The sequence below is a fragment of the Nocardia puris genome (assembly GCF_036051655.1).
Lineage (GTDB): Bacteria > Actinomycetota > Actinomycetes > Mycobacteriales > Mycobacteriaceae > Nocardia > Nocardia puris.
Map to the genome: position 1 here is coordinate 5,908,595 of NZ_CP107943.1, position 21,806 is coordinate 5,930,400.

The 21,806-nt window shown below is 71.9% G+C and carries 22 protein-coding genes and 3 pseudogenes; 15 read left to right on the forward strand and 10 right to left on the reverse strand.

All coding sequences use genetic code 11. The features are described 5' to 3' along the window. Positions 1-4 precede the first annotated feature (4 nt). Together OHB21_RS27320 and OHB21_RS27325 are read right to left on the reverse strand one after the other, a co-directional pair. Positions 5-1,747, reverse strand: coding sequence for a serine/threonine-protein kinase (locus tag OHB21_RS27320; protein ID WP_195124120.1), 1,743 nt, complete (start codon positions 1,745-1,747; stop codon positions 5-7). 19 nt (positions 1,748-1,766) lie between these two features. Continuing rightward, a complete protein-coding gene (locus OHB21_RS27325) occupies positions 1,767-2,687 on the reverse strand; it encodes an LLM class F420-dependent oxidoreductase (protein ID WP_067512154.1) in 921 nt (306 codons plus the stop codon). A 124-nt stretch (positions 2,688-2,811) separates the two neighbouring features. Here OHB21_RS27325 and OHB21_RS27330 point away from each other — a divergent pair, with 124 nt between their 5' ends. Then, positions 2,812-3,291 carry a gluconokinase gene (locus OHB21_RS27330; protein ID WP_067512152.1) on the forward strand — a complete coding sequence of 160 codons (480 nt, stop codon included), beginning with the start codon at positions 2,812-2,814 and terminating at the stop codon, positions 3,289-3,291. A gap of 22 nt (positions 3,292-3,313) precedes the next feature. Here the strand turns inward: OHB21_RS27330 and OHB21_RS27335 are convergent, their stop codons facing one another. Genes OHB21_RS27335 through OHB21_RS27345 form a run of 3 tightly spaced genes read right to left on the reverse strand, consistent with a single transcriptional unit; the run spans position 3,314 to position 5,403 of the window. Next, a complete protein-coding gene (locus OHB21_RS27335) occupies positions 3,314-4,102 on the reverse strand; it encodes a M50 family metallopeptidase (RefSeq protein ID WP_067512072.1) in 789 nt (262 codons plus the stop codon). Positions 4,103-4,160: 58 nt separating this feature from the next. Beyond that, positions 4,161-5,213 carry a Gfo/Idh/MocA family oxidoreductase gene (locus OHB21_RS27340; RefSeq protein WP_067512070.1) on the reverse strand — a complete coding sequence of 351 codons (1,053 nt, stop codon included), beginning with the start codon at positions 5,211-5,213 and terminating at the stop codon, positions 4,161-4,163. Positions 5,214-5,223: 10 nt separating this feature from the next. After that, complete coding sequence (locus OHB21_RS27345; RefSeq protein ID WP_067512068.1) at positions 5,224-5,403, reverse strand: hypothetical protein; 180 nt, start codon at positions 5,401-5,403, stop codon at positions 5,224-5,226. Here OHB21_RS27345 and OHB21_RS27350 point away from each other — a divergent pair. The 10 genes and pseudogenes from OHB21_RS27350 to OHB21_RS27390 form a co-directional block, all read left to right on the forward strand. Continuing rightward, positions 5,368-5,667 (forward strand): annotated as a pseudogene (locus tag OHB21_RS27350) (hypothetical protein); the annotation flags it as partial. The gene OHB21_RS27345 and the pseudogene OHB21_RS27350 sit on opposite strands and share 36 nt — an antisense overlap. After that, positions 5,615-6,619, forward strand: a pseudogene (locus tag OHB21_RS27355) (4Fe-4S dicluster domain-containing protein); the annotation flags it as partial. The pseudogenes OHB21_RS27350 and OHB21_RS27355, both read left to right, overlap by 53 nt. Next, positions 6,616-7,014: pseudogene (gene narJ / locus OHB21_RS37630) on the forward strand (nitrate reductase molybdenum cofactor assembly chaperone); the annotation flags it as partial. The pseudogenes OHB21_RS27355 and narJ, both read left to right, overlap by 4 nt. Before the next feature lie 52 nt (positions 7,015-7,066). Continuing rightward, positions 7,067-7,651: a respiratory nitrate reductase subunit gamma gene (gene narI, locus OHB21_RS27360; RefSeq protein ID WP_195124121.1), complete on the forward strand. Its 585-nt coding sequence runs from the start codon at positions 7,067-7,069 to the stop codon at positions 7,649-7,651. A 67-nt stretch (positions 7,652-7,718) separates the two neighbouring features. Continuing rightward, positions 7,719-8,351, forward strand: a complete 633-nt coding sequence (gene yczE, locus OHB21_RS27365) for a membrane protein YczE (RefSeq protein ID WP_067512150.1) — start codon at positions 7,719-7,721, stop codon at positions 8,349-8,351. A gap of 124 nt (positions 8,352-8,475) precedes the next feature. After that, the gene (locus OHB21_RS27370) at positions 8,476-9,933 is read left to right on the forward strand and encodes an alpha/beta hydrolase (RefSeq protein ID WP_195124122.1); all 1,458 of its coding nucleotides are present in this window, start codon (positions 8,476-8,478) and stop codon (positions 9,931-9,933) included. 83 nt (positions 9,934-10,016) lie between these two features. Then, positions 10,017-11,162 carry an aromatic ring-hydroxylating oxygenase subunit alpha gene (locus OHB21_RS27375; RefSeq protein WP_067512064.1) on the forward strand — a complete coding sequence of 382 codons (1,146 nt, stop codon included), beginning with the start codon at positions 10,017-10,019 and terminating at the stop codon, positions 11,160-11,162. Positions 11,163-11,172: 10 nt separating this feature from the next. Next, the gene (locus OHB21_RS27380; RefSeq protein WP_067512062.1) at positions 11,173-11,790 is read left to right on the forward strand and encodes a TetR/AcrR family transcriptional regulator; all 618 of its coding nucleotides are present in this window, start codon (positions 11,173-11,175) and stop codon (positions 11,788-11,790) included. A 192-nt stretch (positions 11,791-11,982) separates the two neighbouring features. Next, positions 11,983-12,363, forward strand: a complete 381-nt coding sequence (locus OHB21_RS37635) for a helix-turn-helix domain-containing protein (RefSeq protein ID WP_407675030.1) — start codon at positions 11,983-11,985, stop codon at positions 12,361-12,363. Continuing rightward, positions 12,360-12,833 carry an HD domain-containing protein gene (locus tag OHB21_RS27390; RefSeq protein ID WP_113974985.1) on the forward strand — a complete coding sequence of 158 codons (474 nt, stop codon included), beginning with the start codon at positions 12,360-12,362 and terminating at the stop codon, positions 12,831-12,833. Before OHB21_RS37635 ends, OHB21_RS27390 begins: the two co-directional genes overlap by 4 nt. A gap of 19 nt (positions 12,834-12,852) precedes the next feature. Here the strand turns inward: OHB21_RS27390 and OHB21_RS27395 are convergent, their stop codons facing one another. Further along, the gene (locus OHB21_RS27395) at positions 12,853-13,608 is read right to left on the reverse strand and encodes a siderophore-interacting protein (protein ID WP_195124123.1); all 756 of its coding nucleotides are present in this window, start codon (positions 13,606-13,608) and stop codon (positions 12,853-12,855) included. A gap of 135 nt (positions 13,609-13,743) precedes the next feature. Between OHB21_RS27395 and OHB21_RS27400 the strand changes: the two genes are divergently transcribed. Further along, complete coding sequence (locus OHB21_RS27400) at positions 13,744-14,571, forward strand: NADPH-dependent oxidoreductase (protein WP_067512058.1); 828 nt, start codon at positions 13,744-13,746, stop codon at positions 14,569-14,571. Between the two features lie 115 nt (positions 14,572-14,686). Here the strand turns inward: OHB21_RS27400 and OHB21_RS27405 are convergent, their stop codons facing one another. Continuing rightward, positions 14,687-15,679, reverse strand: coding sequence for an LLM class flavin-dependent oxidoreductase (locus OHB21_RS27405; RefSeq protein WP_195124124.1), 993 nt, complete (start codon positions 15,677-15,679; stop codon positions 14,687-14,689). Between the two features lie 16 nt (positions 15,680-15,695). Continuing rightward, positions 15,696-17,156: an MFS transporter gene (locus OHB21_RS27410; RefSeq protein WP_195124125.1), complete on the reverse strand. Its 1,461-nt coding sequence runs from the start codon at positions 17,154-17,156 to the stop codon at positions 15,696-15,698. Positions 17,157-17,472: 316 nt separating this feature from the next. On the opposite strand from OHB21_RS27410, the gene OHB21_RS27415 reads away from it, so the two are divergent. Genes OHB21_RS27415 through OHB21_RS27425 form a run of 3 tightly spaced genes read left to right on the forward strand, consistent with a single transcriptional unit; the run spans position 17,473 to position 20,112 of the window. After that, a complete protein-coding gene (locus tag OHB21_RS27415) occupies positions 17,473-17,796 on the forward strand; it encodes a type VII secretion target (RefSeq protein WP_067512052.1) in 324 nt (107 codons plus the stop codon). After that, the gene (locus OHB21_RS27420) at positions 17,793-19,124 is read left to right on the forward strand and encodes a hypothetical protein (protein ID WP_113974986.1); all 1,332 of its coding nucleotides are present in this window, start codon (positions 17,793-17,795) and stop codon (positions 19,122-19,124) included. Before OHB21_RS27415 ends, OHB21_RS27420 begins: the two co-directional genes overlap by 4 nt. After that, positions 19,111-20,112, forward strand: a complete 1,002-nt coding sequence (locus tag OHB21_RS27425) for a hypothetical protein (RefSeq protein WP_195124126.1) — start codon at positions 19,111-19,113, stop codon at positions 20,110-20,112. The genes OHB21_RS27420 and OHB21_RS27425 overlap by 14 nt, the downstream gene beginning before the upstream one ends. Positions 20,113-20,118: 6 nt before the next feature. Here OHB21_RS27425 and OHB21_RS27430 read toward each other — a convergent pair whose 3' ends face one another. Both OHB21_RS27430 and aztA read right to left on the reverse strand, forming a co-directional pair. Then, a complete protein-coding gene (locus OHB21_RS27430; RefSeq protein ID WP_195124127.1) occupies positions 20,119-20,928 on the reverse strand; it encodes an APH(3'') family aminoglycoside O-phosphotransferase in 810 nt (269 codons plus the stop codon). Between the two features lie 115 nt (positions 20,929-21,043). After that, a complete protein-coding gene (aztA, locus tag OHB21_RS27435; protein WP_067502629.1) occupies positions 21,044-21,799 on the reverse strand; it encodes a zinc ABC transporter ATP-binding protein AztA in 756 nt (251 codons plus the stop codon). Positions 21,800-21,806: the final 7 nt, after the last annotated feature.

Here is a 21,806-nt window from a genome sequence, read left to right on the forward strand (position 1 = left end):
CGGATCAGGACTTGGTGAGCGTGCCTTCCATCGCGCCCGCCAGGCCCGGGGTGGTGTAGCGGACGGTCCCGTCGGGCTGGAGCGTCACCGTGGACGTGGAGCCCTCGTCGACGCAGGTGCCGGGATTCTCGGTGAGCCGCGCGACCAGGGTGATGGAGTTCTCCGTCGCGGCGGTCAGGCGCTCGGCGCGACCGCAGCGCGTGCCGGAGAGCCTGCCGGTGTTGGCGGAGGTGGCGACCTCGTCGCCGACCGCGCCCTCCCGGATGGTGATCTCGAGGTCGAAGGTGAAGATCGGGTCGGCGACGGTGCCCCGCCACGTCCCGACCAGCGCGCTGGGCACCGCCGAGGCCGCCGCGGCGGCGGTCGTGGTGGCGGCGGTGGTGGTCGTCGTGGTCGTGCTCTCGGCGGATGTGGTGACCTGCGTGGTGGTATCCGCCGCCGACGGCCCGGAGTCGTTGTCCCGCAACTGCGTTCCGATGACGTACGCGCCCGCAGCCACCAGCACGGCGACCACCGCGAGCGCGGCCAGCAGGGGGCCACGCTTCGACTTTGCTGGCGGCCGCTGCCCATACCCCGGCTGGTCGACGGAGTTGTGCTGCGGGGAAAAGTGATTCGCCCGCTGATCTACGGAGTTGTGCTGCGGAGCAAAGTGACTCGACTGCTGATACCCGGCCTGCGGCCCCGGTCCACCCGCGTAGGGCCCCGGTGCGTACCCGGAGGTCGTCGGCGGTGGAGTGTGGTGGGAGCCGGACGAATAGCTGTTCTGCTGGGTGCCGTTCGGAAAACCTTGCGGCCCGGGGTTGGTATGCGGTCGCGCGGGCGTGCCCCCCGTCGCCGGGTGCGTCGGCAGGTCGAGCGGCCCGGAATCCAGATCGAGCAGCCGGACCGCCCGGACGCTCACCTCCTCCAGGACCGCGGGCGGCAACCAGCCCGTGCGCTCGGGCGCGCCGAGCGCCCCCAGGACGTCGAGCAGGCGCGCGGGTGCCGGCCGGGCGGCCGGATCCTTGGCCAGGCAGGACGCGACGATCGGACGCAATCGCTCCGGCACCGCGTCCAGGCGCGGATCCTCGTAGACGATGCGCCACAGCAGGTGCATGGTCTCGCCGGTCCCGAACGGTCCCTGCCCGGTCGCGGCGAAGGTGAGCACACCGCCGAGGGCGAACACGTCGCTCGCCGGCCCGACCGGCTCGCCGGTCACCTGTTCGGGGCACATGAAACCCGGTGAGCCGACGACCTTTCCGGTCGTGGTGAGCGCGGTGTCCTCCACGGCGCGCGCGATGCCGAAGTCGATCACCTTCGGCCCGTCCACGGCCAGCAGCACATTCGACGGTTTGAGGTCGCGGTGCACCACGCCCGCCTCGTGCACCGCGACCAGGGCCGCCGCCAGCCCGCGCGCCAGCGCGAGCAACGTGTCCTCGCCGAACGGCCCGAAGGTCTCGACGGCCTCCGACAGCGCGAACCCGGCCACATAGCCGGTCGCCAGCCACGGCGGGTCGGCGTCGACGTCGGCGTCGAGCACCGGGGCGGTGAAGCGGCCGCCCACGCGCTGGGCGGCCGCCACCTCGCGGCGGAAGCGGGCCCGGAATTCGGTGTCGCCCACCAGATCCGGGCGGATCACCTTCACCGCGACGGTGCGGCCACCGGTGTTGCGCCCGAGGTACACCTTGCCCATTCCGCCCGCGCCGAGGACGCCGAGGATCCGGTAGTCCCCGATCCAGCGGGGATCGTCCAAGCCGAGCGGTCGCACCCGGACAGGCTACCGTCGCTCAGAGTTGCGGCCGGACCTGGTCGGCGATGAGGGCGAGATGGTCCAGATCGGCCAGGTCCAGGATCTGGAGGTAGATCCGCTCGGTGCCCACCTCGGCGTAGCGGCCGATCTTGTCGACCACCTCGGCGGGGGAACCGGCCAGGCCGTTGGTCTTCAGCTCGTCCACCTCCCGGCCGATCGCGGCCGCCCGCCGCGCCACCTCGGCGTCGGTGCCGCCGACGCAGGCGACCAGCGCGTTGGAGTACACCAGGTCGCCGGGCTGCCTGCCGTGCTCGCGGACCGCCGCGCGCACCCGCTCGAACTGCGCCGCCGTGTCCTCGAGGGAGGCGAAGGGCAGGTTGAACTCGGTGGCGTAGCGCGCCGCCAGGCGCGGTGTGCGGGTGGGACCGTTGCCGCCGATCAGGATCGGCACCGGATCCTGCGCCGGTTTGGGCAGCGCGGGCGAGTCGGTGAGCGTGTAGTGGGCGCCGTCGAAGCTGAACGTGTCGCCGACCTTGGTGGACCACAGGCCGGTGATGATCGCGAGCTGTTCCTCGAGCCGCGAGAACTTGTCCTTGGGGAACGGGATGCCGTACGCGGTGTGCTCCTCGGCGAACCAGCCGCTGCCGATGCCCAACTCGACGCGCCCGCCCGACATCCGGTCCACCTGCGCGACCTGGATCGCCAGCGGGCCGGGTAGCCGGAAGGTGGCGGCGGTCACCAGGGTGCCGAGGCGGATGGTGCTGGTCTCGCGCGCGAGCCCGGCCAGGGTGATCCACGCGTCGGTGGGGCCGGGCAGCCCGTCGGAGTCGCCCATCGCCAGATAGTGGTCGGAGCGGAAGAACGCGTCGTAGCCCAGGTCCTCCGCGGTTTTCGCGACGGTGAGCAGGGTGTCGTAGTCCGCGCCTTGCTGCGGTTCGGTGAAGATTCGCAGTTTCATGGTCTCCATCGTGCCCGAGTCCGGCGCGCGGGGGCGTTACCGTCGGGTTGCCGCGCACGCGGTACGGGTGAGACGAGGAGGATCGGTGGGCGCAGACGAGGCCGCGAAGCCGCTGGTGGTGGCGATGGGGGTGTCCGGGTCGGGCAAGTCCACGGCGGGCGCGGCGGTGGCCGCCGCGCTGGGCGTGGAGTACGCCGAGGGCGACGCCTTCCACCCCGAGGCCAATCTGGCGAAGATGGCGGCGGGCAGCCCGCTCGACGACGCCGACCGCGCGCCCTGGCTGGACCGCATCGCCGCCTGGCTGGCGGAGCGCGGCGAGCGGGGCGGGGTGGTGAGCTGCTCGGCGCTGAAGGTGAGCTACCGCGACCGCCTGCGCGCCGCCGCGCCCGACCTGTTCTTCCTGCACCTGACCGCGTCGTACGAGGAACTGTCCCGGCGGATGCGGACCAGGCCGGGCCACTTCATGCCCGCGAGCCTGCTGGACTCCCAGCTCGCCGACCTGCAACCGCTGACCGCGGCCGAGCGCGGGATCGTCGTCGACGCCACGCGCCCGGCGGAGGAACTGGCGCAGGAGGCGCTGACGGCGTTGGGTTGTAGCCGCTGAACGTGCCGGCGCGCCCGGTGCGCTAAGGAGCAGCCGGGCACGGCCCCGACACCACCGGAATGCACGCCCCCGTGGCGTCGGAGAGCAACAGCCCGCCGCCGACGACCAGCGCGCCCACGGCGATCGCCGCGAAGAACAGCACCCACAGGATGGCGGGGAGGTGGGTGAGCCGGGCCAGCTGGTCGGCGTCGGAGTCGACGTCGGCGGGGTTGCGCCAGCGCCTGCGGCGGCCGCGCTGCATCTCGATGACCGGCCGCAGTCCCGCGAACAGCAGGAACCACGCGGACAGGAACGCGAACGCCGCCTGCCAGGTGTCGTCGCCGAACCACGACACCGCGAACACCGCGCCGCCCACCACGAGCACGCTGAACAGCCCGTAGAAGTTGCGGATCTTGATCAGCACCGCCGCCAGCAACAACAGGGTGGTCCACAACATCAGCGTGATCCGCTCGGTCGCCAGCAGCGCCGCGAAACCCAACCCCAGCAGAGGCGGCGCGGGATAGCCCGCCATGGCGGTGAGGATCATGCCGAGCCCGTACGGTTTGCCGCTCGAGACCGTCAGACCGGAGGTGTCGGAGTGCAGGGTGATGCTGTTGAGCCTGCGGCCGGTGAGCAGCGCGACGAAGGCGTGGCCGCCCTCGTGGGCGATGGTGACCACGTTGCGGGTGACGCGCCACAGCGGTCCGTACCCCACCAGCACCAGGGCCGCGACGGCGGTCACGACCACCAGTTGCCAGGGCGGCGGGGTCTGCGTGGTGGTCAGCCGATCCGCGATGGAGGCGCCGCGATCGACGAGTTCTGCGGTGTTCACCGCCGCACCCTACCGGCCGCGCGCGCGAAACGCACCGGGGCGCCGACGGATCCGGCGCTCAGGCCAGGTGCACCACGGCGTCGCTGCCCGCCGACCGCCGCGCCGCCTCCAGCACGCGCAGCACCGCGACCGCGTCGTGCGGATCGACCGGGGCGTGCGCGCCGTCCAGGATCGCCGCCGCCATCGCCGTGTAGAAGGCGGGGTAGTCGCCGGGCAGGGTGGGGTAGGGCGTGAGGTCGGGGTCGGCGCCGAGCAGCCCCCACCGGTCGGGTTCGACCGTGCCCCAACCCTCTTCGCGGGGATCGCCCCCGGCGCGCAGCGCGTCCTCCTGCGGGTCGAGGCCGTAGGTGACGTACCCCGACTCCGACCCGAGCACCCGGAACCGCGGCCCCAGTTGCGGGGTCACCGCGCCCATCGACAGGTGCGAGCGCACGCCCGAGGTGTGGGTGAGCGCGAGGAACGCGTCGTCGTCGGTGGTGACGCCCGCGCGCCGGTTGTCCAGCTCCGCGTACACCGACCGCGCCGGACCGAACAGCGTCAACGCCTGGTCGACCAAGTGGCTGCCGAGATCGAGCAGGGTGCCCGCGCCGTCGGCCACGCCGCCGACCTCGCGCCAGCCGCCCTTGGGCACCGGCCGCCACCGCTCGAAGCGCGATTCGAACCGGCGCACCTCGCCCAGTTCCCCGCCCTCGACGAGCGCGCGCACGGTGCGGAAGTCGCCGTCCCACCGGCGATTCTGGAAGACCGAGAGCGGAACGCCCGCGTGTTCGGCACGCCGCAGGACGTCCTCGGCCTCGGCAGACGTCACCGCGAACGGTTTGTCGACCACCGCCGGGACACCGGCGTCCACGGCGCGGCGGGCGATCAGCGCGTGCGTCCGGTTGGGCGTCGCGACCACGACGAGCCCGAAATCGCCGATCGCGGCGAACAACGCGTCCACGTCCGGGAACACCCGCACGCCCGGGTGCGCGCGGCGCGCCTGCTCGGCCCGCTCCGGTGACCCGGTCACCACGGCGGCCACCCGCATTCTCGGTTGCGCCGCGATCAGCGGTGCGTGGAACACCGCACCGGCCAGCCCGTACCCGACGATCGCCACGTCCACGCTGCTCATCTCCCCGACGCTACCGCCCGTCCGCGCGGGGCTGCGGTGAGCGCGCCCGATCCGGGGCGAACGCGGTGCGGTCGGAGATGAGCGCGGCGAGGGTGAACAGCCACGCGCCCACCGCCACCACCAGCAGCAGCCTGCCGAGCAACGGCAATCCGCCGACGTCGACACGTTCTTCCGCGACCGCTGGAGCCACGACGAAGTCGTGTACTCGACGCGCGGCGTGAACTGCACGGGGTCGTGCCGGTGGAAGGTGTACGTCGAGGACGGCATCATCACCTGGGAGACCCAGGCCACCGACTATCCCTCCGTCGGCGCGGACCGCCCGGAGCACGGGCCGCGCGGCTGCCCGCGCGGCGCCGCCTTCTCCTGGTACACGTATTCGCCCACCCGTGTGCGGTATCCGTACGTGCGCGGCGTGCTGCTCGAGCAAGCGCGTCGAGGACGGGATCGTGCTGGTGGATCAGGACAGCTGCCGGGGCTGGCGCATGTGCGTGACCGGATGTCCTTACAAGAAGGTGTATTTCAACCACCGCACCGGGAAAGCGGAGAAGTGCACGTTCTGCTATCCGCGCGTGGAGGTCGGGTTGCCGACCGTCTGCTCGGAGACCTGCATGGGGCGGCTGTGTTACCTGGGTGTGGTGCTCTACGACGCCGATCGCGTCGCCGAGGCCGCTGCGACTCCCGACGAAAAGGATTTGTATGAAGCGCAATTGGGCGTGTTCCTCGACCCCGAGGATGCCGAGGTGCGCCAGGAAGCCGAGCGGGCCGGGATCGCGCCGGACTGGATCGACGCCGCCCGCCGCTCACCGGTGCGCGCGCTCATCAGCGAGTATCGGGTGGCGCTGCCGCTGCATCCGGAATTCCCCACCCTGCCGATGGTCTGGTACATCCCGCCGCTGTCGCCGGTGGTGGACGCGTTGACGGCGACCGGATTCGACGGCGAGGACGCGCACAACCTGTTCGGCGCCATCGGCTCGCTGCGCATCCCGCTGGAATACCTCGCCGAACTGTTCACCGCCGGTGACCCGGTGCCGGTGCGCGACGCGCTGGCGCGGCTGGCGGCGATGCGCTCCTACCTGCGCGACATCAATCCGGCGGAGCCGCCCCGACGAGTCGATCGCCACCGCCGTCGGCATGACCGGCGCACAGCTCTTCGACCTGCACCGCCTGCTCGCCGTCGCGAAATACGAAGAGCGCTACGTCATTCCGACCGCGGCGGCCGGTGACGCGCGGCAGCTGGAGGAGTCGGCGCTGCCGCAGGGGTGCAGCCTCGACTTCGACGGTGGTCCGGGGATGGGCGGCCCGGCCCGTTCGGGGACGAGTCGGGCCGCAAGTTCCTACCGCTGGCCACCGTCGAGAGCTTCCACGCCTTGCGCCGCAGGCAGACCGCCGACGAGGAGGCGGGATGAGCACTCGGCCCGCGTTCTACCAGGCGGTCGCGGACTGCCTGGACTATCCGGACGAGCGGTTCGCGTCCCGGCTGCCGCTGCCGGCCGCGTGCGCGCCGGAGCTGCGTCCATTCCTCGGGTACGCGGCGTCGGTGCCGTTGGGCGCGCTCGCCGAAACCTATGTGCGCACTGTCGATTTCCACAACCGGCATTGCCTGCACCTGACCTGGTGGCTGGACGGCGACACCCGCAGGCGCGGGGAATCCCTGGTGGCGCTGAAACATCGGCATCGCGCGGCCGGGCTCGAGCTGGCGGGCGCGGAACTGCCGGACTACCTGCCGCTGGTGCACGAGTACGTGGCCGCCACGGGGGACCGGGACGTCCTGCTCGAGCACCGGCCCGGGGTAGAGCTGCTGCGGATCGCGCTGGGGGGAACGACGGTCCGTACGCACAGGTCGTGGCGGCGCTGTGCGGGGCGCTGCCGAGGCCGTCGCCGCGCGACCGGGACGCCGCCCGCGCGCTGGCGCAGGCGGGCCCGAATCCCGCACCGACGCCGTCGGATTCGACGAGCACGCCTATCACCTGCTGTCGTTGTTCGGCGGGACGGCGGCGGGTGTGCTCACGGTGGTGGGCCTGGCGGTGCTGGTGTACCGGCGGCGCACCAGGGCGGCGGTCTTCCGCGCCACCACCCGCAACGACAAGCAGATGTACCTGGTGCTGGTGTCGGCCATCGTCCTGGGTATGTGGGCCAAACTCTCCCAGTCGCGGATCGACGAGGGCTACGACTACCGGCAGACCATCGCGCCGTGGGCGCGCGGCATCGTGACGCTGAACCCCGACCCGTCGCTGATGGCGGGGGTGCCGCTGTCGTATCAGCTCCACGCGGTGATCGGGATGGTGTTGATCGCGCTGGTGCCGTTCACCCGGCTGGTGCACATGTTCAGCGCGCCCGTGGGGTACCTGTTCCGGCCCTGCATCGTCTACCGGTCGCGCGATCCCCGGCAGCTCGGGGAGCGGGCGCCCCGGCCCGGCTGGGAGCCGGTGGAACGGTAGACAATCAGGCCAGACCTTGGTGACTGGCTCTGTTCACGCAGTCCAGTGGTGGCCCATCCTGGTCTGCATGCTTGTGCGTCGGTTGGTCGCGCTCTACAGCGGACTGTGGTTGTACGGCTTCTCCATGGCGGTCATGGTGCGCGCCGGTCTCGGGCTCGACCCGTGGGACGTGTTCCACCAGGGCGTGGCGGGCCACGTCCCGCTGAGCTTCGGCATGGTCACCGCGGTCACGGGCGCCGTGGTGCTGCTGCTGTGGATTCCGTTGCGGCAGCGGCCCGGTCTGGGCACGATCAGCAACATCGTGGTGATCGGCGTCTCGGTGGACGCGGGCCTGTGGTTGCTGCCCGAGTGGGAATCGATGCCCGTGCGGGTGGGCGCGATGCCGGCGGCGGTGGTGCTCAACGCGGCGGCGACCGTGCTGTACATCGGCGCGGGCATGGGGCCGGGACCGCGTGATGGACTGATGACTGGACTGGTCCGGCGCACCGGGTGGTCGGTGCGCGTGGTCCGCACCGGCATCGAAGTGGCCGTGCTGGCCACCGGCTGGCTGCTCGGCGGCACGGTCGGCGTGGGCACCCTGGCGTACGCCTTCGGCATCGGGCCGCTGATCCAGCTCATGATTCCGTTCGTCGACCGGTACCTGCCCGGATTCCATCCGGTGCGGGCGCGCGCCGACGAGCCCGTGCCGGTGGCCGACTGACGGCGGCGGTCCGAGAGGCCGAGATGTCGATGCCCTCGGACGCCGCTCGAATCGTCCGAAGGAAGGTCGCCCAGTAGTACGAACGGCCGACTCCCGCGGCGTTGCGACGCGCGAAGGTATCCATATGCCCTGGATACAACGGATCTCCGTACTGGTCGCGACGTGTGCGGTAGCGGTCTCGTGCGCGAATTCCGCCACCGACGACGCGCCCGCCGCCACCGACGCGCCCGCCGCCCTGGCGTGGTCGCCGTGCGCGGACCTCGCGGCACCCGACGACGGACGCGTATGGGAGTGCGCGACACTCCCGGTCCCGTTGGATCACGCCCGTCCGGACGGCCCCGCGATCGACCTCGCCGTCCTCCGATCGCGCACCGCCGATCCGGCCCGGCGGCTCGGCTCGCTGGTCTACAACCCCGGCGGACCGGGTGGCTCCGGCTTCGAGCACGCGCCCGCTGTCGCCGCCCGCTTCGCCGGTCTGCTGGACCGCTACGACCTGGTGTCCTGGGATCCGCGCGGGGTGGGGCGCAGCGCGCCGATCACCTGCGAGCAGCCGGAGCTGCCCGCTCGCGTGCCGCGCACGGACGCCGAATGGGCGGAACTGGACGCCGCGAGCCTGCGTTTCGCCGACTCCTGCGTGAACGGCTCGGGCCGCTTGCTGCCGCACGTCGGGCTCGCCGACTCGGCACGGGACCTCGACCTCATTCGTGCCGCTCTCGGGGAGCCCCGGCTCGACTTCCTCGGCGTCTCCTACGGCGGGCAGCTCGGCGCGGCCTACGCCACGCTGGCCCCGGAGCGCGTGGGCCGCATGGTGCTCGACGCGCCCGGCACGCCGCTGCGCGAATTCCGGCGCACCCTGCTGGACCAGGCCGCTGGCATGGAGGCGGCGCTGCGCGACTTCGTAAGGTTCTGCCTCGACGACGGACAGTGCCCGCTGGGCCGCGACGAGAACGCCGCCCTGGACGGCACGGATCGCTTCCTGTCCGCGCTGGATACGGAGTCGAGCGATCTCGACCGCGCCACGGCGACCGCCGCGCTCGGCATCGCGCTCTCCGCGCCCGAGACCTGGCCGCACCTGGAACTCGCGCTCGGGCGGGCGCTCGCGGGTGACGGAAGCGAATTGGCCGGGTACGCGGCACTTTTCACGGGCCGGCGCGCCGACGGGACGTTCTCGAACTTCGCCGCCGCGAACACGGCGATCAACTGCGCCGACTACCCCGATATCTACACCGTCGCGCAGATTCGCGACCTGATGCCCGAATTCGCCCGGGTATCACCGCGTTTCGGCGAACTGACCGGCCTGCGCCTGGCCGAATGCGCGCGGTGGCCCGTGCACGGAGTGGGACGGGTCGCCTTGGACGGCGGCGGTGCGCCGACGGTGCTCGTCGTCGGTGCGACGGGGGATCCGCAGGCGCGCTACGAGTGGGTCACCGAGGTCGCCGAGCACCTGCGTCCCGCCACCCTGCTCACCTACGACGGGCCGGGCCACGGCGCGTACGGAGGGGTCGATCCCTGTGTGGACCGGGTGGTCGAGGACTACCTGCGGGAGGGTGTCGTACCCGCCGAGGGCGCGCGGTGCCCCTGAAAGTGGGGTGTGACCGATCGGTTATCGTTCGATAACCTGGGAGTGGTTATCGAACGATAACCGCCATCGCTTGGGAGGTACTCATGCCCGTGCTCACCCGAATCGACGACATCCTCACCGATCTGCGCGCCTACCTGGGCGACGACGCCCCCGCGCTGAGCCTGCCGCCCGCCGCCTACACCTCCCCGGAACTCTGGGAGCTGGAGTGCGAGCGGATCTTCCATCGCTCCTGGTTCCTGGTCGCGCACACCGATCAGCTCGCCGCGCCGGGCGACTACGTCGCGGTCTCGGTGGCGGGCGAGATGGCCGTGGTCGTGCGCGACGGCGACGGTGTGCTGCGCGGGCATTCGCCGGTCTGCCGGCACCGGCTGATGCCCCTGGTGGAACCCGGCGCGGGAAACACCGCCGCGTTCACCTGTCGGTACCACCTGTGGAAGTACGGATTGGACGGGCGGCTGCGCGGCGCGCCGTACATGGCCGAAAACAAGGAGTTCCGCGCCGACGAGTGCCGGCTGCCCGGTTTCGCGGTCGCGGAGTGGAACGGTTTCGTGTGGCTGAATCTGGACGCGCGCGCCGAGCCCGTCGCCGCACATCTGGATCTGATCGCGCCGCACTTCGCCGGATACCGGCTGGACCGGATGGTGCAGGTGGACTCGTGGTCGCTGGAGTGGCGGGCCAACTGGAAGCTGGTGATGGAGAACGGGCACGAGAACTATCACGTGCTCGGACTGCACCGGGAGACGTTGCAGCCCTTCATGCCCGGCGGTGGCGACATCCACGTGGAGGTGGCGTCTCCGTGGATGCTGCACCTGCGCATCCCGCTCGCGATGTCCGTGGACTCGGCGATGCTGTCCCTCGACGACGTCCAGCGGGCGCACGCCATGGTGGGGCTGGCGTTCCCCGCGAGCGCGTTCATCGCGCTGGCCGATCAGGTGGTGTGGCTGACGTTCCTGCCGTCGACCATCGACAGCGTGCGGGTCCTCGGCGGTGTGCTGACCCTGCCCGAGCTCGCCGTGGGCTCAGCGGATCTGGCGCGCACCCAGCAAGCCGTGACCGCGATGATCAACGACGAGGACCGGAGCGGGCTGGAGGCGGTGCAGCGCGGGGCCGGGTCCCGGTACGCCGAGCGCGGTCACCTCAGCCCCAAGGAGAGGCCGGGCGTGCTCGCGTTCTACCGCGATCTCGCGCACGCCCTGCTGGACGACGGACCGTGGCCGGGCACGCTATAGCCTGAAGCGCGTGACCGCCGAGACCGCACCCCTGAGCCCGGCGGCCGAGCGGATCCTGCGCACGGCCGCCGAGCTCATCGCCGCGCGCGGCTACTCGGCGACCTCGACCCGTGATATCGCCTCGGCCGTCGGGGTGCGCCAGCCCGCCCTGTACAAGCACTTCGCCGCCAAGGACGACATCCTGGCCGCGCTGGTGCGCCTCGGTCTGCAAGGCCCGCTCGAGCTGGCCGGCGCGCTGGTCGCGACCGACGCGCCCGCGATGGTGAAACTGCACCGCTGGCTGCGTGATTCGCTCGAACACCTGCGGGATTCGCCCTACGTGCTGATCTCCATCCTGACCACGCCGGAACTCCAGCAGGACCGGTTCGACGCGGAACGTGAACTCCTGCACCGCTTCGACCGCGTGGTCGTGGACTGGGTGACGGAGGGATTGGCGGAAGGCGAGGTGCGGCCGATGAATCCGGTGTCGGGGGCGCGGCTGGTGCAGGCGCTGTTCGACGCGCTGGCGCTGCCGGAGATCGCGGTGAGTCCCGCGGAGATCGTGGAGTTCGCCCTCACCGGACTGCTGGCCGACGCCGGGCGCCTGCCGGACATCCGGGCTGCCGCCGAAGCGCTGCCGCTCCCGTGACCATGTCCTGATCCAAGGGGCCGATGTCCTCGAGGACATCGACGGCGTCGCGAAGACTGAGATCGTGGACGAGCAGCGCGAGGTCGTGATCGCGGTGGGGGAGGGGGTGATGATGCTGGATGTGGCCGGTCGGCGCAGGTGTTCCACTGGGCGGGCTACCGGGTGCGGCTGGCGTCCCCGGATGGTGCGGCGGTGGTGACCGACGTCGGCGTGCCGATGGGGGTCGGGGGCGCGATCCCGGATTTCGCGGGGCGGATCGACACGTTGATCGTGCCCGGCTACGCGATCTTCGTGCGGGACGCGCCGGTGGTGACCTCGGCGGGCGTGACGGCCGGAATCGATATGGCGCTCGCGCTCGTCGAGGAGGATCTCGGCGCGGAGGTGGCGCGGTCGCTCGCGAAATCCCTCGTGGTGTTCCTGCGCAGGCCCGGCGGGCAATCGCAGTTCAGCGTGCGGACCGAGGTCGCGCTGCCGATCGGTCACCGGCCGACTCGCTGGCCCTCCCCGCGACTTCGCTCGCCACCCGCGTCACCGAACACATCGCCGACTACGACGACGAACTGCTGTCTGTGATCTGCGCGCTCCACGACATCGGCCTCGGCGCTATCGCCAACGGCGCGAACAGATTCGAACTAGACGGCGCCGACCACGCGGCGGAATTCCTGGAGCGGCACGGCATCATCGACGAGCGCGTCGACCTCGTGTGGGACGCGATCGCCGCCCACACCACCGGCCTGTTCGAATCACCGGTGTACCGGCGCCGCCGTCCCGCGGCCGCCTGGATCGCGGTGGAGGGCATCGGCATCGACGTCGGCGGCGCGCCCGGCGATCTGCCGCCGGGCTACGCCGACCTGGTGCACGCCCGCTACCCACGCCTAGGCGGCAGCCGGGCACTCGCCGACGCCATCGCGGCGCAAGCGCTCGCCGACCCGCGCAAGGCGCCGCCCGGTTCGCTGACCTCGGTGATCATGGCCGAGCACCACCCCGAGATCCCGCAGCCGACCTGGGAGATGCCGCTGTCGAGCAGCGAGTGGGGCGACTGAGCGCGGGCGCGGAACTCGTTCAGGCGGGCGCGGATTCCTTCGCGGCCAGGTCGGCCTTCCACTCCCGGAAGCCCTCCTCGGTGCGGCCGCGCCGCCAGTACCCGGAGATCGAGGACGCCCACGCGGCGGGCACCTGCCGGTCGCGGCGGATGTAGCGGCGCAGGTCGTGCATGACGGCGCTCGCCTCGCCGTGGATGAACACCTGCACCTGACCGTCGCGCCACGGGGCGGCGCGCACCGTCTCGGCGAGCAGTTCGCCCGCGGGGCGCGCGCCCCGGTGCAGCCAGGTGAGTTCCACGCCGGCGGGCTTGTCCAGCTTCAGCTCGTCGTCGGGGCCCGACACCTCGACGAACGCGTCGCCGACCGCGTCGGCGGGCATCGCCTCGAGCGCGGCGGCGATGGCGGGCAGCGCGGATTCGTCACCGGCGAGCAGGTGCCAGTCGGCGTCGGCGCGCGGCGAGTAGGCCCCGCCCGGTCCGTACAGGTCGATGGTCTCGCCGGGCTCCACCGACGCGGCCCACGGCCCGGCGATGCCTTCGGTGCCGTGGAACACGAAATCGGCGGCCAGGGTGCCCGCCTCCCGGTCCACCGCACGGACGGTGTAAGTGCGCAGCACCTCGATGCCGTCGCGCGGGAAGATGAACTTCACGTAGGAATCGGAGTGCTCGCTCGGCTGGAAGGCCGCGAATCCGGGGCCGCCGAAATGCACGCGGATCAGGTGCGGCGTCAGCCACTCGGTGCGGAGCACGGTGAGGGTGGTGCGTGGGCGGGCCAAGATTACCTCCGGACGCTCGAATTAATTAGGCATGCCTTACCAAGGTACTCGCGTTCGCGCCCGGCGGGCACGGCGGTTGCGTTCACGGTGAGGGTTACCGCAGACGCGCCGACCCCGCCCCGCGAAGATGACCGCATGACCCAGATCGCGCCCACCCCGACCGACACCGTGCGGCAACGCTACCGCGACCCGGTGCCCGTCGACGCCGCCCTGTGGAATCCGGTGCTGCAGGTGCTGCACGACCACCGCTCGGTGCGGCGGTACCTGCCCGACCCGGTCTCCGACGACGTGCTGCGGCTGCTGGTCTCGGCCGCCCAGTCGGCCGCGACCTCCTCGAACCTGCAGGTGTGGAGCGTGGTCGCGGTGCGCGATCCCGAGCGCAAGGCCCGGCTGGCGGCGCTGGCGGGCGGCCAGGCGCATATCGAGCAGGCGCCGGTGCTGCTGGTCTGGACCGCCGATTTCGCGCGGCTGCGCCAGCTCGCCGCCGACCGCGAGGCGCCCCTGGAGGGCGCGGACTACCTGGAGTCGAGCTACGTCGGGTTCATCGATGCCGCGCTGGCCGCGCAGAACGCGGTGGTCGCCGCCGAATCGCTGGGCCTGGGCACCGTCTACATCGGGGCGCTGCGCAACCACCCGGAGCGGGTCGCCGCCGAAATCGGCCTGCCGCCCAGTGTTTTCGCGGTGTTCGGCCTCGTCGTCGGGCATCCCGATCCGGCGGAGGAGGCGAAGGTGAAGCCTCGCCTGCCGCAGGCCGCGGTGCTGCACCACGAGACCTACGACCTGCCCGCCCAGCGCGAACACGTCGCCGACTACGAGACCAGGATCGCCGACTTCTACGCCGAGCAGAACCTCGCGCACTCTTGGACCGAGCGCGTGCTCGCCCGCCTCGCCTCGCCCCGCAGCCTCAACGGCCGCGACCGGCTGCGGGAATCCCTTGCCACGCTGGGCTTCCCGCTGCGCTGAGCTTGTCAGGAGGACCCGGACCCCGGGTCGATGATGTGCCGCGCTGAGGTCACAGGAGCCGCGCTGAGGTCGTCGGGAGGTGTGCCCGAGGCCGTCAGGAATTGCGCTGAGGTCCTCAGGAAGCGGCGATCTTCTCGATGAGTTCGAAGGAGCGGGCCCGGTCCTCGATGTCGTAGACGAGCGTGTTGAGCATGAGTTCGTCGGCGCCGGTGCGGTGCAGGAGATCGGTGAGCTGGGCGCGCACCGTGTCCGGGGAGCCGGTCGCCTGCCCCTGCCTGCGCTGCGCGATGAACTGCCGTTCCCGTTCCGTGGGGCGGAATTTCGCCGCCTCCTCGGTGGACGGCAGCGTGCCGGGCCGCCCGGCGGCCAGCTGGAGGAACGCGAGATCCCGTGGCGCGGAGAGTTCTTCGGCGCGCTCGTCGGTGTCGGCGCAGACCGCCGACAGGGCCACCATGGCGTAGGGGGTTTCCAGATCGGCCGTCGGTCGGAAGCTGTTGCGGTACAGGGCGAGCGCGTCCTCGGTGCCGAGCGGATTGATGTGGTGGGCGAACGCGAACCGCACGCCGAGCACCGCCGCCACCTGCGCGCTGTAGCCGCTCGACCCGAGCAGCCAGATCTCGGGCTCTTCGCCGCGCCCCGGCGTGGCGCTGATGCCGTCGGCCGAGGTGCCACGGAAGTAGCGCAGCAGCGCGGCGAGTTCGGTCGGGAAGGATTCGGCGGCCAGCCCTTCGGCGGTGCGGCGCAGCGCCAGCGCGGTGGCCTGATCGGTGCCGGGCGCGCGGCCGATGCCCAGGTCGATGCGCCCAGGATGCAGCGCCTCGAGCGTGCCGAACTGCTCGGCCACCACCAGCGGCGCGTGATTGGGCAGCATCACCCCGCCGGAGCCGACGCGGATGCGCGAGGTGGCGTTGGCCAGGTGCGCGATCACCACGCTCGGCGCCGAACTGGCGATGCCCGGCATGTTGTGGTGTTCGGCCACCCAGAATCGCCGATAGCCGAGAGCTTCGGTCCGCCTGGCCAATTCGGTGGTCGCGGCCAGTGCCTCGCCCGTGCTCGCGCCGGTCTGCACCGGGGCGAGGTCGAGCACGGACAGGGGGATGTCGATCATGCGGCTCCTCTCGGCATCACTCGAGAGGTAACGCCGGGGCGTCCCGGACTATTTCCGCGCCGCGCGCGGTGCCGTCCACACGCTGCCCCGGCATCAGGGTGGCGACCGCGAACATGACCGCCACGGCGATCGTCACGCTCACGAACACCAGGTGCACCCCGTCGGCCAGTAGACCGGGATCGGGCGTGTCGGAGGCACCCACCCGCGCGTTGACCAGCGCGCCGAACACCGCGACGCCCAGCGCACTGCCGAGTGCGCGGGCGAACATGTTGGCCGAGGTCACCACGCCGCGCTCGGACCACGCCGCGCTGGTCTGCGCCGCGATGAGCGTCGGCGTCGCGACCAGACCCATCCCCGCGCCGATCACGAAACAGGACGCGGCGATCCGCCACGGCGAGGACTGCTCGTCGATGAACAGCGTCGAGACCGCGCCGAGTACGCCGAGCCCGCTGCCGATCAGCGCGCTGCCGCGAAAGCCGATGCGCAAGTACACCTTTCCGGCCAGCGATGCCGCCAGCGGCCAGCCCAGGGTGAGTGTGCCGACGGTGAGTCCGGCGACCAGCGCACCGGTGCCGAGCACGCCCTGGGTGAAAGTCGGGACATAGGTGGTCAATCCGAGCAGCAGCGCGCCGATCAGCAGCGACACGGTACTGCTCACCACCACCACGCGCCGGGTGAAGATCCACAGCGGCAGAATGGGATTCGCGGCGCGCCGCTCCACGAGCGCGAACAGTAGCAGCGTGAGGACGCCGCCGGTGAAGATGGCGATGCTCACCGGCGAACCCCACGCCCACGCCTGCCCGCCCTCGAGCAACCCCAGCACGATCGCACCCGCGCCGAGGGCGAGCAACGCCGCGCCGAGATAGTCGATGCGCTGACCGCGTCGCTGGGCCCGCTCCTGGAAGCCGCGCAGCAGCATCCACGCCGCCACCGCCGCCAGCGGCAGGTTGATCAGGAAGATCCACCGCCAGCCGACGTAGTCGGCGAACAACCCGCCCAGCAGCGGCCCCGCCACCGCCGACATCGCCCACACGCTCGCCAGGTAGCCCTGCGCCTTGGCCCGTTCGGCGAGGGTGTAGATATCGCCCGCGACCGTCATCGTCATCGGCAGGATGGCGCCCGCGCCGATGCCCTGCACGGCGCGGAACACGATCAGGGCGGTCATGCTGGTGGCGAGTCCGCACATCAGCGAACCCAGGGCGAACACCGCGATGCCGAACATCAGGACCGGTTTGCGGCCGAACGTGTCGGCGAGTTTGCCGTAGATGGGCACGGTCACGGCCTGGGCCAGCAGATAGAGCGAGAACAGCCAGGGGAACTGGGTGAAGCCGCCGAGACTCTCGGTGATGGACAGCACGGCGGTGGCGATGATCGTGGTGTCGAGCGCGACCAGTCCGGTCGACAGCATCAGCGCGCCGAGCACGGCTCCGCGCTCGGAGCGCAACCCCACCGTCGGCTGGGCGGTCTCGGTCGCCACGCGGGCCCCTTTCGTTCGTCTCTCTAACCATCTTCACCGAACGCCGGGCCGCGCGGACTATTCCCGAATGGCAGCAATCGATTCCGGTGCGCGGGAAAACCCAGCTCACACGGGGTCGTGCCCGGTGATTCGCCGACTGCGTGCCGATTTCAGCCCGAACCGTGCGACCATGGTCGGAGGTCGTGGACCACGCCCGCCGCGTCACCGGGGACACGGGGGATTGGCCACGACCTAGCGGTGCCGCCGGGCAGGGGTGACTCTCCGGCGCCGGCCGCGTTGCGACAGCGAAGGTTAGGTTTTCCGTGAAGGGGGAACAGTGGACACGCTGAAGCTCGACCCGGCGGCGATGGCCGCCTACTCCGCGATGGCCAGGACGGTCGCCGAGCAGTTGGCCTCGGCGGCCTCGGCGGCGTCGGGTGCGGTGAATCCGCAGAAGCTGGACACCGATCTGGGGCTGATCGGCGCCGAGTTCGTCGCGCGGTTCACCAGCGCGGTGCAGGAACACACCCAGGCGCTGTCGACGGCGAGTCAGCTGGTCTCGGCGTACGACCGGGTGCTGCGCGACTACGACGAGCGGATGCGGGCCGGCGACGCGTCGACCGCGCGGGCGCTGTCGCGGACCGAGGAGGAGTTGTCGTGAGGCGGCTGAGCGGGTTGCGCAGGCGGCGTCCGGCCGAACAGGCCGCCGAGTCGCTGCCGGTGGTGAGCAACGATCCCACGGCCGATCCGCCGCTCATCGCGGCCCTGGTGCAGCCGATGTTGCAGCTGCGGGCCTCGCTGGGCACCGGCGCCACGCTGCCCGATCGCGCGATCACCGCCGCGCTGTCGACCGCGGCCACGCACGCGGCCGATTCCGAGGGGCCGCACCGCGAGGGGTTGCACGCCCTCGAATCGACGTGGACCTCGCGCGGTGCCGACGCGGCCGTGCCCGCCCTGCGCACGACGCAGACCGAGATCGGGGAGATCTCCGATCGGGGCCCGGCGTATCTGTCCGTGCTCGGTGACGCGCAGGCCACGAGTGCGCGCGCGGCCCGGCGGGTGGATCAGATCATCGCCGACTTCCGCGCCGACGCCCGCCGGGTGCTCGCGGAAGCGACGACCGCGCCCGACACCGACGCGGTGATCGATCTGGCGGCGATGGCGCTGCGCGACGCGCTGGTCACGGTCGACGGCGCGCGCACGGAGATGAACGGCCACACGCGGCGATTGGACGAGATGGGCCCGCTCACGGTCACCCGGCCCGGCGCGTTCGGCGACGGGCGCGGCGGCACCGACCCGTCGTACGCGATCTCGCCCGGCACGTACGGGACGATTCCCGGGACGAACGGTCAGGGGCAGCAGCTGGATCCGGCGCAGCTGGCGCAGTTGCAGTTGCAGCGGGAGCTGATCTCGGCCGGTGTGGAGCTGGGCACCTCGGCGATCTCGGCGGGCGTGGACATCGGCACCCACTTGATCGACAAGATCGTGGAGGTCGGCACGCACGCGATGGACACGGTCGCGGCGTCGGCGGACAAGGTGATCGACAAGGCGATCCCGGAGCTGATCAATCCCGGCAGCACGACGAACAACGGCGCGGGCACGCCCGGCGGTGGTCAGCAGTCGTCGCCGTCGCGGGTCATCGACTTCGGGGGCGGCGCCGCGCCGGGCGGCGGCGGGACCACGCCGGGTCAGAACGCGGGCGGTGCGCGCCCGGAGCCGCCGAAGCCGAGTTCCCCGCCCGCCACGTCGGTGCTGCCCGCGCCGGCCCCGCAGGAGAGCGCGCCCGCGCCCCGGCCCGATCCCGCGCCGTCCGGGCAGCCGGGTGGCGCGCACGGCGGTGTCGCGATGCCGCCGCCCGGCGGCGGCGATCAGGACCGCAGGCCGCGCGACGGCCAGCTGGGCGTGACCATTCCCGCGTCGGCGTTGATCCCCGAGACGGCCACCGTTCCGGCCGCCGTCATCGGCGACTTCGGCGATGACGCGCCCTGATCCGGACGGGGCGAATCCAGGGCAGCGTCAGCCGAATCCGTTCGACACGGGCCTGCCGATGCTCCGGCTGCCCGCCCCGCCCGCCGGGAAGCGCCGCAAGCGCAAGTCTGGGCGATCCGCGCCGCGAGTGCGGACCCCGGAACAGGCGGGCCCGGTCGACCCGGCCGTGCCGAAACCCCTGAAGCGGCCGTCGCGCAGGCCCGACGCCGAATGGGCCGAATGGCTCGACCCGCCCGCCCGCCCCGCCGAGCCGCCGAAAGCACCACCCCAGCGGCGGCGGGTCCCGGAGGACGATCCGGTCGCCGACGATCAGCCCGAGCAGCGCCCGCTGCCGTCGGTGCCAGGCATCGTCGACCGCACGGGCGGCAATCCGGGTCCCGCGTTGCGCCGCCCCCGTCCGGAAGGCGCGCAGCAACAGCATGGCAACAAGGTGCTCGCCGTGCTGATCCTGGTGGGCCTGTTCATCGCGGTGGGGTCCATCCTGTGGGCCGTGCTGCCGGACGCCTCGCCGCGCAAGGCCACGCCGCTCACCGTGCCGACCGACGGACCCGCCGGTCAGCCCACGTCGGAGCCGCCCACCGATCCGCCGTCGCCACTGGCGACGCCGGGCTGCCAGGAGCGGCGCGGCGGGGACGTGGTCTCGGGCACCGGCGCGGGCGGCACCCAGGACGGCCCGTCGGCGATCCTCGCGTTCGAACGCGCCTATTACGAGGCGCGCTCCGGTGCGGCGGCGCGCGCCGTCGTGGCCCCGGACGCGGCGGTGCCCCCCGCCGACCAGATCCAGCGCGGCATCGATCAGGTCCCGGTCGGCACCCGCTACTGCGTGCAGATCACCCGCACCGCCACCGGCGCGGGTGACGGCCAATCCCACTGGGTGGTCCGCCTGACCCAGCAGTATCCGGGCGAGGAAGCCCGCACCTTCGGTCAGATCATCACCACCCGAACCGAACTCGGCCGCACCCTGATCACCGGCATCTCCATGGCCTGAGGTTCGCTAACCCCAGGTGAGCGGGTCCAGGTGCAGGTAGAAGCGCAGCCGTTCGGAGTCGAGGGTGAGGCCGTAGCGGTGGGCGAAGTCGCGGTCGGCCTTCGCGGCGGACGGCTCGTCGGGCCAGGTCTCGCGTGAGCTGGCCAGCAGGAGGGCGATATCCGCGTAAGGGTCGGCGGTGCCGAGGCGGCCGAGGTCGAGGAATCCGGTGACGGTGTCCGTGGCCGGATCCACGACGATGTTCGGCAGGCACAGATCCCCTTGGCAGACCACCGCATTCGCGCGTTCCTGGGCCAGCCGCGCGTCTATCCGCGCGGCCAGCCGGGCGAGCAGCACGGCGGGCGGGGTGCCCACCTGCTCCTCGGGCAGGAACTCCGGGTGGACGGCGTCGCGGGCGACGACATCCTGGGCGAGCGCGAACATACGCGCCACGCCGCGGTCGAAAGGGCAGTCCGCGGTGGGCGTTTCGTGCAACCGCCGCACGGCGTCGGCTATCGACGCCCACGCCCGGCCCAACTCGTCGGCGGAGAGCGTCTCGGCGGTCACCCCGGGGACGGTTCCCGTGACGAGACAGGCGATTCCGGCGCCGGCGTGCCAGTCCAGCACCGGCGCACACGGGATGTCGTGCGCGGCGGCCCAGACCAGGCGTTCCCGCTCACCATCCAGCTCCGGGACATCCTGGTCCACAACGCATTTCGCGTAGCGTGATCCGTCCGCCGACCGGAAGACCCCGGCCCCGGATTCGCCGCTCGCCACCGGCGTCCATGCGGTGTCGGTGGGCAGGATCGACCGGTACCGCTCGGGAGCCTCCACCACGCCCCGACACTATCAGGGGGAAGGATCGCACTCGCCGTGCCTGGCCAGGCGGCGCTCCAGACCGTCGAGCGGAACGGCGAGCGTCTTGTTGGGGCAGCCGTGCCCTGCCAGGCCGCTACGCTGATCGCGACGGCGTGTCGCCAAGTAGCGGGACCGGGCTCGCGCCGACCGGCGCGGTGGTGGCGACCAGGTCGGCGGGCGGGCCCTCGGCCACCAGTCCGCCGTTCTCCAGCAGCAGGCAGTGATCGCTGGTCAGCGCCTCGTCGCGCTGGTGTGTCGCGTGCACGACGGTGGCGTCGAGATCGCGGATCAACGCCGAAATACGGTGGCGCGACTCGATATCCAGCCCGGTCGTCGGCTCGTCGAGGAGGAGCAGCTCGGCCTCCTGGGCGAGGGCTTGCGCGAGGAGGGCGCGCTGGCGCTGCCCGCCGGACAGGGTGTCGAGCCTGCGGTCGGCCAAGCCGGTGATGTCCATGCGGGCCAGGCATTCGTCGACGCGCTCGCGGTCGGACCGGCGCAATCGCCGCCACGCGCCCCGGTGGGCCCAGCGGCCCATGGTCACCGTCTCGCGCACCGTGGTCGGGAGCGTGGACGGCACCGCGCTGTGCTGGACCACGAACGCGATCCGCAGCCCCTCCGGTCGCTCGATCGCGCCCGTCATCGGCGGCAGGACGCCCGCCAGCGCCGACAGCAGCGTGGATTTGCCCGACCCGTTGTGGCCGAGCAATGCGGTCACCCGGCCCGCCGGAATCTCGGCGGTCACGTCGTGGACGGCCGCCCGCCCGCGGTAGCCCGCCGACAGCCCGGTCAGGCGCAGCGGCGTCGCTGTCACAGTGTGTCTCCCGTCACCCAATTTTGGAATGAAAACCATTTCCATC